Source organism: Pseudomonas sp. N-137 (assembly GCF_034555295.1).
Taxonomy (GTDB): domain Bacteria; phylum Pseudomonadota; class Gammaproteobacteria; order Pseudomonadales; family Pseudomonadaceae; genus Aquipseudomonas; species Aquipseudomonas rhizophila.
In genome coordinates this window covers 141746-159709 of sequence record NZ_JAXUDQ010000031.1, presented here as the reverse complement: position 1 = coordinate 159709, position 17964 = coordinate 141746, and the positions used below count along the sequence as shown (strand labels likewise).

Annotated in this window: 13 protein-coding genes and 1 tRNA gene; 11 read left to right on the top strand and 3 right to left on the bottom strand. The window is 59.8% G+C overall.

The window, feature by feature from the left end; all coding sequences use genetic code 11:
* Position 1 precedes the first annotated feature (1 nt).
* Positions 2–1228: a multifunctional CCA addition/repair protein gene (locus T3A99_RS26345; protein WP_107322999.1), complete on the top strand. Its 1227-nt coding sequence runs from the start codon at positions 2–4 to the stop codon at positions 1226–1228.
* 107 nt (positions 1229–1335) lie between these two features.
* On the opposite strand, the gene folK is transcribed toward T3A99_RS26345, so the two are convergent.
* Both folK and folB read right to left on the bottom strand, forming a co-directional pair.
* Entirely contained in the window at positions 1336–1863 is a 528-nt protein-coding gene (gene folK, locus T3A99_RS26340; protein ID WP_047228079.1) for a 2-amino-4-hydroxy-6-hydroxymethyldihydropteridine diphosphokinase, read from the bottom strand.
* Positions 1854–2207, bottom strand: coding sequence for a dihydroneopterin aldolase (folB, locus tag T3A99_RS26335; protein WP_018607238.1), 354 nt, complete (start codon positions 2205–2207; stop codon positions 1854–1856). Before folB ends, folK begins: the two co-directional genes overlap by 10 nt.
* Positions 2208–2281: 74 nt before the next feature.
* On the opposite strand from folB, the gene plsY reads away from it, so the two are divergent.
* Positions 2282–2851: a glycerol-3-phosphate 1-O-acyltransferase PlsY gene (gene plsY / locus T3A99_RS26330; RefSeq protein ID WP_047228080.1), complete on the top strand. Its 570-nt coding sequence runs from the start codon at positions 2282–2284 to the stop codon at positions 2849–2851.
* Between the two features lie 10 nt (positions 2852–2861).
* Here plsY and tsaD read toward each other — a convergent pair whose 3' ends face one another.
* A complete protein-coding gene (tsaD, locus tag T3A99_RS26325) occupies positions 2862–3887 on the bottom strand; it encodes a tRNA (adenosine(37)-N6)-threonylcarbamoyltransferase complex transferase subunit TsaD (protein WP_047228081.1) in 1026 nt (341 codons plus the stop codon).
* Positions 3888–4086: 199 nt separating this feature from the next.
* On the opposite strand from tsaD, the gene rpsU reads away from it, so the two are divergent.
* From rpsU to T3A99_RS26280, 9 genes are all read left to right on the top strand, one after another.
* Positions 4087–4302, top strand: a complete 216-nt coding sequence (gene rpsU / locus T3A99_RS26320) for a 30S ribosomal protein S21 (RefSeq protein WP_002551877.1) — start codon at positions 4087–4089, stop codon at positions 4300–4302.
* Positions 4303–4778: 476 nt separating this feature from the next.
* Entirely contained in the window at positions 4779–6737 is a 1959-nt protein-coding gene (gene dnaG / locus T3A99_RS26315) for a DNA primase (RefSeq protein WP_047228082.1), read from the top strand.
* 67 nt (positions 6738–6804) lie between these two features.
* Positions 6805–8652 carry an RNA polymerase sigma factor RpoD gene (rpoD, locus tag T3A99_RS26310; protein WP_047228083.1) on the top strand — a complete coding sequence of 616 codons (1848 nt, stop codon included), beginning with the start codon at positions 6805–6807 and terminating at the stop codon, positions 8650–8652.
* A gap of 124 nt (positions 8653–8776) precedes the next feature.
* The gene (locus T3A99_RS26305) at positions 8777–12520 is read left to right on the top strand and encodes a bifunctional diguanylate cyclase/phosphodiesterase (protein WP_322834954.1); all 3744 of its coding nucleotides are present in this window, start codon (positions 8777–8779) and stop codon (positions 12518–12520) included.
* A 15-nt stretch (positions 12521–12535) separates the two neighbouring features.
* Positions 12536–12612, top strand: a tRNA-Ile gene (locus T3A99_RS26300).
* A gap of 478 nt (positions 12613–13090) precedes the next feature.
* Complete coding sequence (locus T3A99_RS26295; protein ID WP_107323002.1) at positions 13091–14521, top strand: alanine/glycine:cation symporter family protein; 1431 nt, start codon at positions 13091–13093, stop codon at positions 14519–14521.
* Between the two features lie 199 nt (positions 14522–14720).
* Complete coding sequence (locus tag T3A99_RS26290) at positions 14721–15182, top strand: Lrp/AsnC family transcriptional regulator (RefSeq protein WP_024779396.1); 462 nt, start codon at positions 14721–14723, stop codon at positions 15180–15182.
* Between the two features lie 273 nt (positions 15183–15455).
* The gene (locus T3A99_RS26285) at positions 15456–17138 is read left to right on the top strand and encodes a flavin monoamine oxidase family protein (protein ID WP_076383427.1); all 1683 of its coding nucleotides are present in this window, start codon (positions 15456–15458) and stop codon (positions 17136–17138) included.
* Between the two features lie 12 nt (positions 17139–17150).
* A complete protein-coding gene (locus T3A99_RS26280; protein ID WP_047228102.1) occupies positions 17151–17945 on the top strand; it encodes a carbon-nitrogen hydrolase family protein in 795 nt (264 codons plus the stop codon).
* Positions 17946–17964 lie beyond the last annotated feature (19 nt).

Genomic DNA, 17964 nt, shown 5'->3' with positions numbered 1-17964 from the left:
TATGCAGATCTATAAAGTCGGCGGCGCCGTTCGCGATCGCCTGCTGGGCATTCCTGTCACCGACATTGATTGGGTCGTGGTGGGGGCTACGGCCGAGGATATGCTCGCCAAGGGCTTTCGCCCGGTGGGAGCTGACTTTCCGGTATTCCTTGATCCCAAGACCGGGGAGGAATACGCCCTCGCCCGCACCGAACGCAAAAGTGGCCGCGGTTATGGCGGCTTCGTGTTCCATGCCAGCCCTGAAGTGACCCTCGAAGAAGACCTGATCCGCAGGGACCTGACGATCAACGCCATGGCCGAAGATGACCATGGCAATCTTACCGACCCGTATCACGGCCAACGCGATCTCAAAGCCCGCCTGCTACGCCATGTTTCCCCCGCGTTCGCCGAAGATCCACTCAGGGTCCTGCGGGTTGCCCGCTTTGCCGCGCGCTATGCTCCGCTCGGTTTCAAAGTGGCGGACGAAACCCTGGAACTGATGCGCCAGCTCAGCGACTCGGGCGAACTGCAAGCCTTGACCGCCGAACGCAGCTGGAAAGAAATTTCCCGCGCCCTCATGGAAAAACAACCGCAGGTGTTTATCCAGGTCCTGCGCGATTGCACAGCCCTCAAAGTCTTGATGCCCGAGGTGGATGCACTGTTCGGCGTGCCGCAACCCGAGGCCCATCACCCTGAAATCGACACTGGCGTCCACACCCTGAGCGTGCTGGAGCAGGCCGCGCTGCATGAACAGCCCCTGACGGTTCGTTGGGCGTGCCTACTGCATGACTTGGGCAAAGGCCTGACGCCCGCGCACGAATGGCCCCGGCATATCGCCCATGAACACACGGGCCTGAAGCTGATCAAGGCGGTCAATGAACGTTTCAAGGCACCGCGCGACTGTCAGGAGTTGGCTTTATTGGTCGGTCAATACCATACCCACGGCCATCGTGCGCTTGAGCTGAAGGCATCCACTTTGCTTGAGCTGTTGCAGAGTTTTGACGTGTATCGCCGCCCTCAGCGCTTCGAGGAGTTCATCGCCGCGTGCGAGATGGATGCGCGCGGCCGCAAGGGCCTGGAGAGTCGAAGTTATCCACAGGCGGATTACCTGCGTGGAGCGGCAGCGGCCGCACGCGGAGTAGCGGTGCAGCCCTTGCTGGAAAAAGGCTTCAAGGGACCTGAATTGGGCGAGGCGATCAAGCGTGAGCGTCTTCGGGCATTGAAAGCGTATAAAGACGCGGCGAGCTGAGAAAGCTTTGTGTCGGCTTGCATCTCGGCCATCGCGAGCAGGCTCGCTCCCACAGGCATCGCGGGCCGCTCAGGCGCAATGTGGGAGCGAGCCTGCTCGCGATGACGTCAGAGGCCTGACAGCAGCTCCAAAGGCGTGAGCGGTACACCCCGCCATTCAAAAGCCACCGGAGCCAACACCTGGTCAATCTGCGACTCATCCCACAAAGTCGCGAAGCTTTTGCCTACGCCAGGATGTATCCGATCGGGTGCAATCAACGACAATGGCCACAGGACAAAGGCGTTCTTGAGAATTTCGGCGCGGGGCAGGATCAAGCCGTCGAAATTGCCGACCTGCTCGCCATACAACAACACGTCGATATCCAGCGGCAGCCCTTTACGGTCCGGCGCATAACGACCGTTGTCTGCTTCGATGAACTTGAGGCGACGGTCCAGCTCCATCAGCGGCAGATCCGTGTAGGCAGCTACGACGAAATTGAAAAAAGGCCCGCTCTTGATCCCCACCGGCTGGCTCTCGAACACCGCCGAACAGCGTATGTCCACCAGGAAACCGGCAAGGGCTTCAAGACCTGCGCACAAGTGGGCTTCGCGCTCGATATTGCTGCCGAGCCCGAGAAAAACCTGAGTCAGCGACATCCGCGCTCGATCTCCACGCCCACGCCACTGGCGGCCGGCACAGCGCCGGGCTTGGTCACTTTCAGGCGCAGCCAGGTAATCTTGAACTCGTCCATCAGCGCCTGGGCCAGTCGTTCGGCAAAGGTCTCGACCAATTGGAACTGGGCTTGCTCGGCAAATGCCTGGATGCGCGACGATACGCTGGCGTAGTCGAGCGCCAGGGTCAGGTCATCGCCGGCGGCGGCCGGACGGTTATCCCAGGCGAAACTCAGATCCAGCCGCAGACACTGGCGGATGCCGCGCTCCCAGTCGTAGGCACCAATGACCGTGTCGACTTCCAGGCCTTCGATAAACACTCTGTCCAAGCACTCTTCTCCGCAGCACGACAAGGGCGCAATGCGCCGTTAGAATCAGGGCGTCCTCGCCCGGAATAGTTAGCATGTTTTGGTTACTGGCGACTTTCGCCTACCTGCTTGGCTCGCTGTCCTTCGCCATTTTGCTCAGCCGCCTGACCGGTCGCCCGGATCCGCGAATGAGTGGCTCGGGCAATGCCGGCGCCACCAACATGCTGCGCCTGGCCGGACGCAAACTTGCCATCCTGACCTTGCTTGGCGACCTCTGCAAAGGCCTTGTCCCGGTTCTGCTCGCCAATCTTGCAGGACTTTCGTTGCAGCAACAGGCCTGGATCGGTGTCTGCGCCGTCCTCGGTCACTTGTTCCCGCTGTACTTTCGCTTTCGCGGCGGCAAGGGTGTCGCCACCGCCGCCGGCATGCTGCTGGGTCTGTATCCACCCGCCGCCCTGCTGGCCGTCGCTGCCTGGCTGCTGACGTTCTACCTGACCCGTACCAGCTCCCTGGCCGCCCTGATCGCCACACCGCTGATCCTGCCATTGCTGGCCTGGCAGGAGCCGGCGGCCTTGCTGCCGGTGACGGCACTCGTTGCACTGATCGTCTGGCGCCACCGGGGCAATCTACGCGACCTGTTTGCCGGGCGCGAACGGCATTTTTAATCCAATCGCCCTACAGCGGTGACAACTGCTCCATGGGCCAGCGCGCCTGCACGCTGATTGCCAGGCTTTCGTGCTGGCCGGCTTGCAAACGCTGGCATCCGGCGAAGGCAATCATCGCCCCGTTATCTGTGCAGAACTCCGGCCTGGCGTAGTAAACGTCGCCGTTCATGCTGCCAAGCATGTTCTCTAGTGACACGCGCAAAGCCTTGTTCGCACTGACTCCGCCAGCGATCACCAGACGCTTGAGTCCGGCCTGTTTCAGGGCGCGCTTGCACTTGATGGTCAAAGTCTCCACCACCGCCTGCTGGAACGCCAGCGAGATGTCGCAACGGGCTTGCTCGCCGTCGTCTCCGGCGCTGACGCATTGCTGCCAGGTGTTCAGGGCGAAGGTTTTCAGGCCGCTGAAGCTGAAATCCAGGCCGGGGCGGTCACACATCGGCCGCGGGAAGACGAAACGCCCTTCCACTCCGTGGGCCGCCAACCGTGCGATTTCCGGTCCGCCCGGGTAATTGAGGCCCATCATCTTCGCGGTCTTGTCGAAGGCTTCACCGGCAGCGTCGTCCAGGGTTTCCCCCAACAGTTCGTATTGGCCGATGCCATCGACCCGGACCAACTGTGTATGACCGCCAGAGACCAACAAAGCGACGAACGGAAACTCAGGCGGTTGCGGCTCCAGCATCGGCGCCAGCAAATGACCTTCCATGTGATGCACGCCCAAGGCCGGGATACCCCAGGCGAAGGCGAGCGCCTGGGCACAGGAAGCACCCACCAGCAGCGCGCCCACCAGGCCCGGCCCGGCGGTGTAGGCAATGGCGTCGATCTCGGTCGGCACACAGCCGGCCTCGGCCAGGACCTGGCGAATCAAGGGCAGCATGCGCTTGACGTGATCGCGGGACGCAAGCTCGGGCACCACGCCGCCATAGGCGCGGTGCAGGTCGATCTGGCTGAACAGCGCATCGGCCAACAGGCCGCGTTCACTGTCGTATAATGCGACACCGGTTTCGTCGCAGGAGGTTTCTAATCCCAGTACTAGCATGGGTTTGCGCCTTGTAGAGGCTGAATTCGAAGGCGCGCATAATAGTCGTCACGTTGTGCCCCGACCAGCGGTTTTCGATCAGAGGCTTTGCATTCCGAGCGATGAGGGGTTAACATCCGCAACCCTTAAAAACCGACGTCTTCAAGTGCTCTTTTGCCGCGAGGATGTTGACCCCGGTAATGAATGAAGGTAGCTCTGGATGCCAGCCGTCAAAGTAAAAGAGAACGAACCCTTCGACGTAGCTCTGCGTCGTTTCAAGCGCTCCTGCGAAAAAGCCGGTGTTCTGGCTGAAGTTCGTAGCCGCGAATTCTACGAGAAGCCGACTTCCGAGCGTAAGCGCAAAGCAGCAGCCGCTGTTAAGCGTCACGCCAAGAAAGTTCAGCGCGAACAGCGCCGCGCCGTACGTCTGTACTAATACACAGACGTCCGTAGCAAGCTTCTGCCAAGCCCGGCCCTCAAGCCGGGCTTATGGCATTTGCGGAAAACGCTTGATGCTTCACTGTCAAAGTCGCACATGCGACCGAGACAACCTGCTTTACCACGTCAGACCTGGCTCTTTTGCCAGCGGTGCACGTCTCTTCTGACGAGCCTTCCAAGGCTACTGACGAGCACACCCTGATTCCTCTAACGACGATCAGCCCAAGGCACCTGCTTGCGTGCCCGCCTGATGATCCGAGGCCTGAACGGCCGTTACCGGACTCAGCGCAACATATTCAAACAGTCGAATACTGATTAGTGATTAACGTCAGTGGACTATCGGCAGATACACTTCCCGACAGCGATGATGCAGACGACCCGGTCGAGCCACCGTTTTACCGTGCCTCAAGACCAAGAGTCGGTTACGCCTGCTGATTTCGGGTCCATATTTCGCGCAGTGATGATGAGAACGCCATGGCCGGGCTGATTCCCCAGAGCTTTATTGACGACCTCCTGAACCGCACCGACATCGTCGATGTGGTCAGCTCTCGCCTGCAAATGAAAAAAGCCGGCAAGAATTACACGGCCTGCTGCCCGTTCCACAAGGAAAAGACCCCGTCCTTCAGCGTCAGCCCCGACAAACAGTTTTACTACTGTTTCGGCTGTGGCGCTGGCGGCAATGCCCTCGGCTTCATCATGGACCACGACAACCTGGACTTCCCCCAGGCTGTCGAAGAACTGGCCAAAGCCGCCGGCATGGAAATTCCCCGCGAGGAAAGTGGCCGAGCGCACAAACCGCGCCAACCCACCGACTCGCCGCTCTACCCATTGCTAACCGCGGCGGCCGATTTTTATCGCCAGGCCCTCAAAAGCCATCCTGCCCGCAAGGCAGCCGTGGATTATCTCAAGGGCCGCGGCCTGACCGGGGAAATCGCCCGGGATTTCGGCCTCGGCTTTGCCCCACCCGGCTGGGACAATCTGTACAAGCACTTAAGCAGCGACACCTTGCAGCAACGCGCGATGATCGACGCCGGCCTGCTGATCGAGAATGCCGAAACCGGCAAGCGCTATGATCGCTTCCGCGACCGGGTAATGTTCCCGATCCGTGACACGCGCGGACGGATCATCGCGTTTGGCGGCAGGGTCCTGGGCGACGACAAACCCAAGTATCTGAACTCCCCGGAGACCCCGGTATTCCATAAAGGACAGGAACTCTACGGGCTGTACGAAGCGCGCAAGAACAACCGCAACCTCGACGAAATCATCGTCGTCGAAGGTTACATGGACGTGATCGCCCTGGCCCAGCAAGGTTTACGCAATGCCGTTGCGACCCTGGGCACCGCCACCAGCGAAGAGCACATGAAGCGCCTGTTTCGCGTCGTGCCCAGCGTGCTGTTCTGCTTCGACGGCGATCAGGCCGGCCGCAATGCCGCCTGGCGAGCACTGGAAGCGACATTGCCATGCCTGCAGGATGGGCGGCGAGCGCGCTTCCTGTTTTTACCCGAGGGCGAGGACCCGGATACCCTGGTGCGCTCCGAAGGCACCGATGCTTTCCGTGCGCGGATCAACCAGCACGCGCAACCGCTGGCCGATTATTTTTTCCAGCAGTTGACCGAAGAAGCCGATCCACGCTCCCTCGAAGGCAAGGCTCATATGGCCACCCTCGCGGCACCGTTGATCGACAAGGTACCCGGCGCCAACTTGCGCACACTGATGCGCCAGCGTCTGACCGAAATCACCGGCCTGAACAGTGAAGCGGTCAATCAGTTGGTCCACAGCGCCCCCCAGGAAGCACCGCCGGCTTACGACCCAGGCATTGATTACGACGCGATGCCGGATTTCGCCGACTATCATCAACCTCAGCAGGACTACGCGCCTGCGCAGGAATGGACACCCAAGAAACCGGGCAGCGGCGGCAAGAAATGGGACAAAAAACCCTGGGACAAGAACGGTAAGCGCGGCGATCGCGACCAGCCACGTGCCCCGCGCGTGCCGGCCGCCGTCGAACCACCAACACTGGCCGCCCTGCGGACTTTGCTGCACCACCCGCAACTGGCTGAAAAGGTCGAGGACGCCGGGCACTTTGCCGCCGAGGACCACAGCAATACGCAATTGCTGATCGCACTCCTTGAAGCCGTGCAGAAGAACCCCAAACTTAACTCTTTCCAGTTGATCGCCCGGTGGCACGGCACCGAACAAGGGCGCCTGTTGAAGGCCCTGGCCGAGAAGGAATGGTTGATTGATGGAGACAACCTTGAACAACAGTTTTTCGACACCATTACTAGCTTGTCCGCCCGCCAACGCGAGCGAAATCTGGAACAACTTCTGCGAAAAGCTCGCCAGAGCGAGTTGACCAGCGAAGAGAAAAACCAATTGCGCGATTTACTCAGCCGCAATGTTTGCGCATCAAACCCGACCTCAACTGGCGCGTGAGGTCACAGCTCAGGTATAATCCTCGGCTTGTTTTTTGCCCGCCAAGACCTTCAGTGGATAGGGTGTTATGTCCGGAAAAGCGCAACAGCAGTCTCGTATCAAAGAGTTGATCCTATTGGGTCGTGAGCAGGGCTACCTGACTTACGCGGAGGTCAACGACCACCTGCCGGAGGATATTTCAGATCCGGAACAGGTGGAAGACATCATCCGCATGATCAACGACATGGGGATCAACGTATTCGAGGTTGCTCCAGATAAGGATGCCCTTATGCTGGCCGACGCCGATACCGACGAGGCGGCCGCTGAAGAAGCGGCCGCAGCGTTGGCAGCGGTCGAGACCGACATTGGTCGCACCACCGATCCCGTGCGCATGTACATGCGTGAAATGGGTACGGTAGAGCTCCTCACGCGTGAAGGCGAAATCGAAATCGCCAAGCGCATTGAAGAAGGCATCCGCGAAGTGATGGGCGCAATCGCGCACTTCCCTGGCACGGTTGACCATATTCTCTCCGAGTACACCCGCGTCACCACCGAAGGTGGCCGCCTGTCCGACGTCCTGAGCGGTTACATCGACCCGGACGACGGTATCGCGCCGCCTGCAGCCGAAGTGCCGCCGCCGATCGACGCGAAAGCCGCCAAGGCCGACGACGACACCGATGACGACGACGCCGAAGCCAGCGACGACGAAGAAGAAGCCGAAAGCGGTCCGGATCCGGTCATCGCTGCCCAGCGTTTCGGCGCTGTGGCCGACCAGATGGAAATCACCCGCAAGGCGCTGAAGAAGCATGGCCGCAACAACAAGCAGGCAATTGCCGAGCTGTTGGCACTGGCCGAGCTGTTCATGCCGATCAAACTGGTGCCAAAGCAATTCGAAGGCCTGGTCGAGCGTGTCCGCGGCGCCCTGGATCGTCTGCGTCAGCAAGAGCGCGCGATCATGCAACTGTGCGTGCGTGATGCCCGCATGCCACGTGCTGATTTCCTGCGTCAGTTCCCTGGCCACGAAGTCGACGAAAGCTGGACCGATGCACTGGCCAAAGGCAAAAGCAAATACGCTGAAGCCATTGCCCGCCTGCAACCGGACATCATTCGTTGCCAGCAGAAGCTGACCGCGCTGGAGGCCGAAACCGGCCTGACCGTCGCCGAGATCAAGGACATCAACCGTCGCATGTCGATCGGTGAGGCCAAGGCCCGCCGCGCGAAGAAAGAGATGGTCGAAGCGAACTTGCGTCTGGTGATCTCCATCGCCAAGAAGTACACCAACCGCGGCCTGCAATTCCTCGATCTGATCCAGGAAGGCAACATCGGTCTGATGAAAGCGGTGGACAAGTTCGAATACCGTCGCGGCTACAAGTTCTCGACTTATGCCACCTGGTGGATCCGTCAGGCGATCACTCGCTCGATCGCCGACCAGGCCCGCACCATCCGTATTCCGGTGCACATGATCGAGACCATCAACAAGCTCAACCGCATTTCCCGGCAGATGTTGCAGGAGATGGGTCGTGAACCGACTCCGGAAGAGCTGGGCGAACGCATGGAAATGCCTGAGGACAAAATCCGCAAGGTATTGAAGATCGCCAAAGAGCCGATCTCCATGGAAACCCCGATCGGTGATGACGAAGACTCCCATCTGGGTGACTTCATCGAAGACTCCACCATGCAGTCGCCGATCGATGTCGCCACCGTTGAGAGCCTCAAGGAAGCGACTCGCGAAGTACTCTCCGGCCTCACTGCCCGTGAAGCCAAGGTACTGCGCATGCGTTTCGGCATCGACATGAATACCGACCACACCCTTGAGGAAGTCGGTAAGCAGTTTGACGTAACCCGCGAGCGGATTCGTCAGATCGAGGCCAAGGCCTTGCGCAAATTGCGCCACCCGACGCGAAGCGAGCACCTGCGCTCCTTCCTCGACGAGTGATGTTAAAAACCCCCGGCCCTGCCGGGGGTTTTGTTATGTGCAGATAAAATCCCCCCGCTACGCCCCCCCGCCCTATTGCCCGTCTACACTCGAAACATCCTCCCCAAGCCATGACGAGACCGTGATGCCCAGACTGACGGCCGTGATTTTGCTGTCATTGATGAGCTGGACCGCAACGGCTGGCGCGCTGACGCTCACCGACGAAGAGCGCCGCTGGCTCAAGGACCACCCCGACCTGCGCCTGGGTGTCGACGCCTCCTGGCCACCGTTCGAATTTCGCGACGATCAGGGGCGGTATCAGGGCCTGGCCGCCGACTACGTGGATGTTATCCGCGAGCGGCTGGCTGTCACGCTCACGCCTATCGAGCCCGTCAGCTGGACGATGGTGCTGGAGCAGGTCGCACAGGGCAAAATCGATCTTTTACCCGGCATCATGTCCACGCCCGAACGTCAGAACTACCTGGCCTTCACCCGCCCATATCTGGACTTTCCCATCGTCATCCTGGCCCATCATGGCGGTGCAGAACCTCATAACCTTGAGGATTTGTACGGGCTGAAAATCGCCGTGGTGGAAAACTATGCGCCCCACGAACTGTTGCGCAACCACCATCCAGACCTGAATCTGGTGGCGCTGCCCAATGTCAGCTCAGCCTTGCAAGCCTTGGCCACAGATAAAGTGGATGCGGTGGTGGGCGACCTGGCTTCCAGTGTCTGGAGCCTGCGCCAACTCAAGCTTGACGGGCTCTATGTCAGCGGAGAAACACCCTATCGCTATCAACTGGCCATGGGCGTCCCCCGGGAGAACAGGATACTGGTGGGTATCCTGGACAAGGTGATAGCGGACATGAGCCCGGCCCAGATCAGCGAAATCCAGGAGAAATGGGTCGGCAATGTCCGAGATTACCGAAGGTTCTGGTCAGACCTGCTGGTTTACGGCTTGCCTGCGCTGCTCCTCTTGAGCGGTGTCCTTGCGGCGGTGATTCGCATCAATCGCCGCCTCAGCTCAGAGATCGCGCGACGAGTCGATCTGGAACAAGAACTGCGCAGCAGCGAATACCACTACCGCGGGCTGGTGGAGAGCCTTTCAGCAATTGCCTGGGAGGCAAGGGTCAGTGACTTCACCTACAGCTACGTGTCGCCTCACGCCGAAGATCTGCTCGGTTATCCCCTCTCCCACTGGCTGATTCCAGGGTTCTGGCGCAACATCATTCATCCTGCCGACCTGATCCGCGCCCAGAGCTATTGTGAGCATGAAGTGCTGGCGGGCCGGGACCATTGCATTGATTACCGCGTGATCACTGCTGACGGCCGCTGCCTGTGGGTGCGCGATATTGTCAGCCTGATCGAACACGGCCACGAACCGGTGATGCGCGGGCTGATGATCGACATCAGCGAAGCCAAACGCACCGAGGAAGCGCTGCGCCTCTCCGAGCAAAAATTCGCCTCGGTATTTCGTCAATGTCCGGACATCCTGGTGATAGCGCGCCTGATGGACGGTTGCCTGCTGGAGGTCAACAAAGCCTTCGAGGAGCAGATTGGCCTGAGCGCCGCAGAGGTGGTGGGCCAAACCGCGACCGAACTGAACATCTGGGGCATCCAGGACGTCGGCCCGGGCCTGCTGCAACGATTACAGGCCGGCAGTATCCGCAATCTGGAGATGCCTTTCCGTCGCAGCAATGGCCAGGTGTTCACCGGGCTGATCTCGGCCGAACCCTTCGACCTCGACACCACCCCAGCCCTGGTCGTGGTAGTGCGTGATATCAGCCAGCTCAAGGAAACCCAGCAGCAGCTGCAAACTTCCGAAGAGAAGTTCGCCAAGGCTTTTCATGCCTCGCCCGACGGCCTGCTACTGTCCCGGCAAAGCGACGGCCTGCTGATTGAGGTCAACGAAGGCTTCAGCCGTATTACCGGTTTCAATAGCGCCTTGTCGGTGGACCGTTCCACCCTGGACCTGGGTATCTGGGTCAACCTCAATGAGCGCAAACAGATGCTCGACCAATTGCAACGAGACGGTTATGTCAGGGACTTCAGATGTCATATCCGCCGTAACGATGGGCAGATAAGGCTCTGCGAAGTGTCCAGCCGCCCTCTGCCCATCGGCAACGAAGACTGCATGCTGACCATCGCCCGGGACATCACCGAACGCCACCTGATGCAGGAAAAACTGCAACAGGCAGCCACCGTGTTCGAAAGCACTGCCGAAGGCGTGCTGATCACCGATACACAACAGCACATCAGCGCGGTGAACCGCGCCTTCAGCGAGATCACCGGCTATAGCGAAACCGAAGCCTTGGGTCACACGCCGCGGCTGTTGGCTTCCGGCCTGCATGACAGTGCGTTCTATGCCGCGATGTGGCACCAGTTGACCGCCGAGGGACACTGGCAGGGGGAGATTTCCAACCGGCGTAAAAACGGCGAGTTGTATCCCAGTTGGCTGACCATCAGCGCGGTGCGTAACCGGGATCGGGAAATCACCCATTTCGTTGCGGTCTTTGCCGATATTTCCAGCCTCAAGCACGCCCAGGCCCGACTCGATTACCAGGCGCACCACGACCCGCTCACCGGCCTGCCAAATCGCACATTGTTCGAAAGCCGATTACTGACGGCGCTCAACAGCCAGCAGGAAGATGGCGGCCAGGGTGCGGTGCTGTTCCTGGACCTGGACCGCTTCAAGCACATCAATGACAGCTTGGGACACCCGGTGGGAGATCTGCTGCTCAAGGGTATCGCCGTGCGCCTGCGCGAGCAGTTGCGCGATATCGATACCGTGGCGCGCCTGGGGGGTGACGAATTCATCATCCTGCTGCCAGGCCTGCAACAACCCAGCGACGCCGAACACATTGCCCAAAAACTGTTGAATTGCTTTGCCGCACCGTTCCAGGCCGGTGAACATGAGTTTTTCATCAGCGCCAGCATCGGCACCAGCCTGTACCCACAGGATGGCTGCGACGTCGCCACGCTGGTCAAGAATGCCGACGCGGCGATGTACCGCTCCAAGGCCAAGGGCCGCAACCGGGTTGAAAGCTACACCCGCGACCTCACCGCCCAGGCCAGTGAGCGGGTGGCACTGGAACACGAGTTGCGACGCGCCATCGAGCGCAACGAATTATCGTTGTCCTTCCAACCCAAATTCAGCCTTGCCGACAATCGCCTGGTGGGCGCCGAGGCGCTGATTCGCTGGACCCACCCCACATTTGGCGACGTACCGCCGGAGCATTTCATCCCCCTGGCCGAAGAAAACGGCATGATCCTGCAGATTGGCGACTGGGTACTGGAACATACCTGTCGACAACTGTCCGAATGGAACGACGCCTACGAAAGCCTCGGCCCGCTGTCGGTCAACCTTGCCGGAGCCCAATTGCGCCAACCCAACCTGCTGGGGCGTATCGAACAGTTGCTGCGTGAGCACCACCTCAAGCCCGGCTTGTTGCAACTGGAAATTACCGAAAACTTCATCATGAGCCAGGCCGAAGAAGCCCTCGCGGTGCTGCACCAGCTGAAAAAACTCGGTGTGCAACTGGCGATAGACGACTTCGGCACCGGCTACTCCTCCCTGAGCTATCTCAAGCGTTTGCCACTGGACTTCCTCAAGATCGACCAGTCCTTCGTCCGTGGCCTGCCCGATGACCCGCACGACGTGGCCATCGTGCGGGCAATCATCGCCCTGGGCCGCAGTATGCAATTCACCATCATCGCCGAAGGCGTCGAGACCCTGGCCCAACAACAATTCCTGGCTGAAGAAGGGTGCGAACAGATCCAGGGCTACATCGTCAGCCTGCCCCTGTGCGCCGAAGAGTTCGCCGCAACGTTTCTTCGTATGACCGTATCGGATTTTTCGGATAGCACAGCCGAGAAACCGTCGCTATAATCCGCGGCCTACTGAGGGCCTATAGCTCAGTTGGTTAGAGCAGAGGACTCATAATCCTTTGGTCCACGGTTCGAGTCCGTGTGGGCCCACCATCTTGAAAGCCGCGCATTGCGCGGCTTTTGCGTTTTTGAGCGGCGAAACTGGGCGCACTGGCCAAAGGTCTTCATAAACAACGGCTGCGCAATAAGCACGTCCTCCATGCGATGTTTACCCGCCCAGCTATAGTGAATTTCGCCTATACCGGACGTTTAGAAGATCAAACTGGCAGTAGCACTCAACTGAACAGACATTGGGCAGCCCCTGAGGCTGATTAAGCACAACTCTCAGGGCGCCGAAACTACCGCTCTGTAGTACAGTTGCGCCCGCCAGGGCCCGGCCACTGCCAGCGATAAAGGTCGGTTTAGCCCTCGAACGACTCGACGGTGCCATATAGCGGGTTTTCGGATCGGGAACGATCGGCGGCACCGAAACGTCCGAAGACGCGAAATCGGATGTAAAACCAGGCATAAACTGATCGCGGGACGCTCAAGAGAGCGATTCCGCCGATAATAAGAAATATAGGAGAAACAGATGGAATTCCTGCAAACGCTGTTTGGGTATGTCGACAGCCTCACGTGGGGGTGGTCGCTCATACCCATTCTCGTGGTCTTCGGAGTGTTCATCACGATCATGTCGGGTTTCGTCCAGTTCGAATTCTTCGGCCGGATGTTCCGCGTGCTGTCAGGGAAGAACCAGAACAGCGACCCCAATAACCTCAGCGCGCGACAGGCGCTACTCGTATCCGTGGGCGGCCGCGTGGGCGGCGGAAACATTGCCGGTGTAGCCGTCGCGATCACGCTCGGTGGGCCCGGCGCGGTTTTCTGGATGTGGTGCATCGCGCTCGTCGGCATGGCGACAAGTCTCGTCGAATGTACGCTTGCCCAGATCTACAAGCGCACCGACGGGGAGCACTCCTTCCGTGGCGGCCCAGCCGACTATATCCGGCACGGCCTCGGCTCGAACTACAACTGGCTGGCGATAGTTTATGCAGTCTGCCTGCTGGCAGCCTTCGGCCTTGGCTTCAATGCCTTCCAAGGCAACACTGTGGCCGGCGCGATGCAGGATTCGTTCGGGATCAGCCGCCTTGTGACCGGGGCACTCCTGGTGCTTGTCACCGGTTTTGTGATCTTTGGTGGAATCAAGCGCATCGCCAAGGCGGCCGATGTCGTGGTGCCCGTCATGGCGCTGGGTTACCTGGCGCTTGCCCTGATCGTCATCGTGATGAACATCGGTGAAATTCCGGCGCTCTTCGTACGCATCGTCTCTAGCGCCTTCGGCTATGAAGAAGCCATCGCCGGTGGCATGGGGGCTGCGATTGCACAAGGCTTGCGCCGCGGGCTGTTCTCAAACGAGGCCGGGCTTGGTTCCGCACCGAACGTCGCGGCAACTGCGCTGGTGCATCACCCGGTCAGCCAGGGCATCACCCAATCGTTCTCGGTCTTCATCGACACGATCGTGATTTGCTCGTGCACGGCTTTCATCATCCTGCTGGGTGATGTCTATGTTGCCGGTGCTACAGGTATCGACGGTGTCGTACTGACACAACAGTCACTGGCCAGCCATTTTGGTGAGTGGTCGCGCTACGCGTTGACTCTGGCGATCCTGCTCTTCGCCTTCTCGTCCATCATCTACAACGTCTATCTGGGTGAGAACGCACTGGCGGCCATCACCAAATCCAAACCGGCCCTGCTGGTGCTGCGCGTGTTTATCCTGGGCTTGATTTTCCTCGGCGCCGCGGCCCCGAACGCCACCTCGGTGTTCTTCTTCTCAGATCCGATGATGGGCATTCTGGCACTGGTGAACCTGATTGCGATTTTGATGCTGTTCCCTACCGCGATACGGGTGATCAACGACTTCCGCGCGCAGTTGAAAGCCGGTGTGGCAAGGCCGGTCTTCGATCCGGCAAATTTCCCCGACCTCGATCTCGACCGCAAGGCATGGGATACCAATCGCTGGAAATGATCCCGGCCCGGTCGCAGCCTGGATTGGGCTGTGGCCGCATCTGAAACGGGCTGATGCCAGCATCGTCAAATCTGCGGATACTGCCACCATGACCAACGTCATGGTGGCAGGCATTCCCGAGCGCATCCCAATGGAGTAGGTGGCAAAGGCATGGGAGCCTGTAACATGCCAGCCACCGATATCCACGCCGGAGCCCATCTTGTCTGACACCCGCCCTCCCGTCCTCGACGAAATCGACCGCCAACTGATTGCCGCCCTGCAAATCAATGCCCGGGAAAGCGTCGCCATGCTCGCCCGACAATTGGGCATCGCCCGCACCACCGTGACTTCGCGGCTGGCGCGGCTGGAAAAAACCAAGGTCATCACCGGGTACGGCGTGCGTCTGGGGCAGCGGGTGATAGACGGCGGGTTACAGGCTTACGTCGGCATCAAGGTTCAACCGCGCTCCGGCAAGGACGTGCTGCGGCGCTTGAGTGCGATGGCCCAGGTCCAGCAACTGTGTGCGGTCAGCGGCGAATTCGACTATGTGGCTTGGCTGCGCACGGATTCACCGGAGCAGCTGGATCAGTTACTGGATCAGATTGGCAGTGTCGATGGGGTGGAGAAAACCACCACTTCGATCATCCTCAGCAGCAAGATCGATCGGGGGCAGCCGGTCTAGAGGGTGCGACTTACCTGTCAGAGCGGGCTTGCTCACGAAAACCCGAGCACAACCAGCCTCCCCAGTAACCGCCCACCGCCTTCACCAGAAGGCCCATACTCACCAGGCTCTGACTCGTCATTACGACTAACCAACGCATCAAAATGACTGATAACAATCCAGAACGACGACACATTGCGTCTTATTAACGTGTTTCACCCTCTCTAGAATGGCTGGCATCTTTCCTATACTCAGACGCGAAAGCCGCGTCGAGTCGCCCAATCAAGGTCAGCCATGAACAAGAACAATCGCCACCCAGCAGACGGCAAGAAGCCCATCACCATTTTCGGGCCGGACTTTCCTTTCGCTTTTGACGACTGGATCGAGCATCCCGCCGGCCTGGGCAGTATTCCCGCCCACAACCACGGGGCAGAAGTCGCGATTGTCGGTGCCGGGATCGCCGGTCTGGTGGCGGCCTACGAGTTGATGAAGCTGGGCCTCAAGCCGGTGGTCTACGAAGCGTCGAAAATGGGTGGGCGCCTGCGCTCACAAGCGTTCAACGGCGCCGAGGGTGTCATTGCCGAGCTGGGGGGGATGCGGTTTCCGGTGTCGTCCACGGCGTTCTATCACTACGTCGACAAACTGGGCCTGGAGACCAAACCGTTTCCCAACCCTTTGACCCCGGCCTCGGGCAGCACGGTCATCGATCTGGAAGGCCAGACCTACTACGCACAAAAGTTGGCCGACCTGCCAGCATTGTTCCAGGAAGTGGCCGACGCCTGGGCGGATGCGCTGGAGGACGGTTCGCGCTTCGGCGATATCCAGCAGGCGATTCGCGACCGCGACGTGCCACGCCTCAAGGAACTGTGGAACACCCTGGTCCCCCTGTGGGACGACCGCACTTTCTACGACTTCGTCGCCACGTCCAAGGCGTTTGCCAAACTCTCGTTCCAGCACCGTGAAGTGTTCGGCCAGGTGGGTTTCGGCACCGGCGGCTGGGACTCGGACTTCCCCAATTCGATGCTGGAAATTTTCCGCGTGGTGATGACCAATTGCGACGATCATCAGCATCTGGTGGTCGGTGGCGTCGAGCAGGTGCCCCATGGCATCTGGAAGCATGTGCCGGAGCGCTGCGCGCACTGGCCAGAAGGCACCAGCCTCAACTCGTTGCACCTGGGCGCCCCGCGCAGCGGTGTGAAGCGCATCGCACGCGCCGACGATGGCCGGTTCAGCGTGACCGACGTATGGGACAACACCCGCGAATATGCCGCGGTGCTGGTCACCTGCCAAAGCTGGCTGCTGACCACTCAGATCGAATGCGAAGAGGCGCTGTTCTCGCAAAAAATGTGGATGGCCCTGGACCGCACCCGCTACATGCAATCGTCGAAGACTTTCGTGATGGTCGACCGGCCCTTCTGGAAGGACAAGGATCCGGAAACCGGCCGCGACCTGATGAGCATGACCCTCACCGACCGCCTCACCCGTGGCACCTATCTGTTCGACAATGGCGATGACAAGCCGGGGGTCATTTGCCTGTCGTACTCGTGGATGAGCGATGCGCTGAAAATGCTCCCCCATCCGGTGGAAAAACGCGTGAAGCTGGCGCTCGACGCCTTGAAGAAGATTTACCCCAAGGTGGACATCGCCGCACGGATCATCGGCGATCCGATCACCGTCTCCTGGGAAGCCGACCCGCATTTCCTCGGCGCATTCAAAGGTGCTCTGCCCGGCCACTATCGCTACAACCAGCGCATGTACGCCCATTTCATGCAGGACGACATGCCGGCCGAACAGCGAGGGATCTTTATCGCCGGCGATGACGTCTCATGGACACCGGCCTGGGTTGAGGGCGCGGTACAAACCTCACTCAATGCCGTGTGGGGAATCATGAAGCACTTCGGCGGTGAAACTCACCCCGAGAACCCGGGGCCAGGTGACGTGTTCGACGAAATCGGTCCGATCGCCCTGCCCGAATAAAAGGAGTTTTTGATGCGTGTAGCCCTTTACCAATGTTCACCGCTGCCGCTGGACCCGGCCGCCAACCTGCAACGCCTGCATCAGGTGGCGCTGGAGGCCAGGGGCGCCGATGTGTTGGTGTTGCCGGAAATGTTCCTGACCGGCTACAACATTGGCGTCGACGCGGTGAATGTATTGGCCGAGGTCTACAACGGCGAATGGGCGCAGCAGATCGCTCGCATCGCCAAGGCGGCCAGTCTGGCGATCGCCTATGGCTACCCGGAACGTAGCGAAGATGGGCAGATTTACAACGCGGTGCAACTGATCGACGCCCACGGCGAACGCCTGGCAAATTATCGAAAGAGTCACCTGTTTGGCGATCTGGACCACGCGATGTTCAGCGCTGGCGATAGCGAGCTGCCCATCGTCGAGCTTAACGGCTGGAAGCTCGGCTTTCTGATCTGCTATGACCTGGAGTTTCCGGAAAACGCCCGGCGCCTGGCCCTGGCCGGCGCCGAACTGATCCTGGTGCCCACCGCCAACATGCAGCCCTATGAGTTCATCGCCGATGTCACCGTGCGCGCCCGGGCCATCGAGAACCAGTGTTTTGTGGCTTACGCCAACTATTGCGGTCATGAAGGTGAATTGCAGTACTGCGGGCAAAGCAGCATCGCCGCCCCGGATGGCAGCCGCCCTGCCCTGGCCGGGCTGGACGAGGCCTTGATCGTCGGTGACCTGGATCGGCAACTGATGGAGGATTGCCGTGCGGCCTACAACTACCTGCATGACCGCCGCCCTGAGCTTTACGACGACTTGAACAAACACTGATTGAGAACGCTCCCTAATC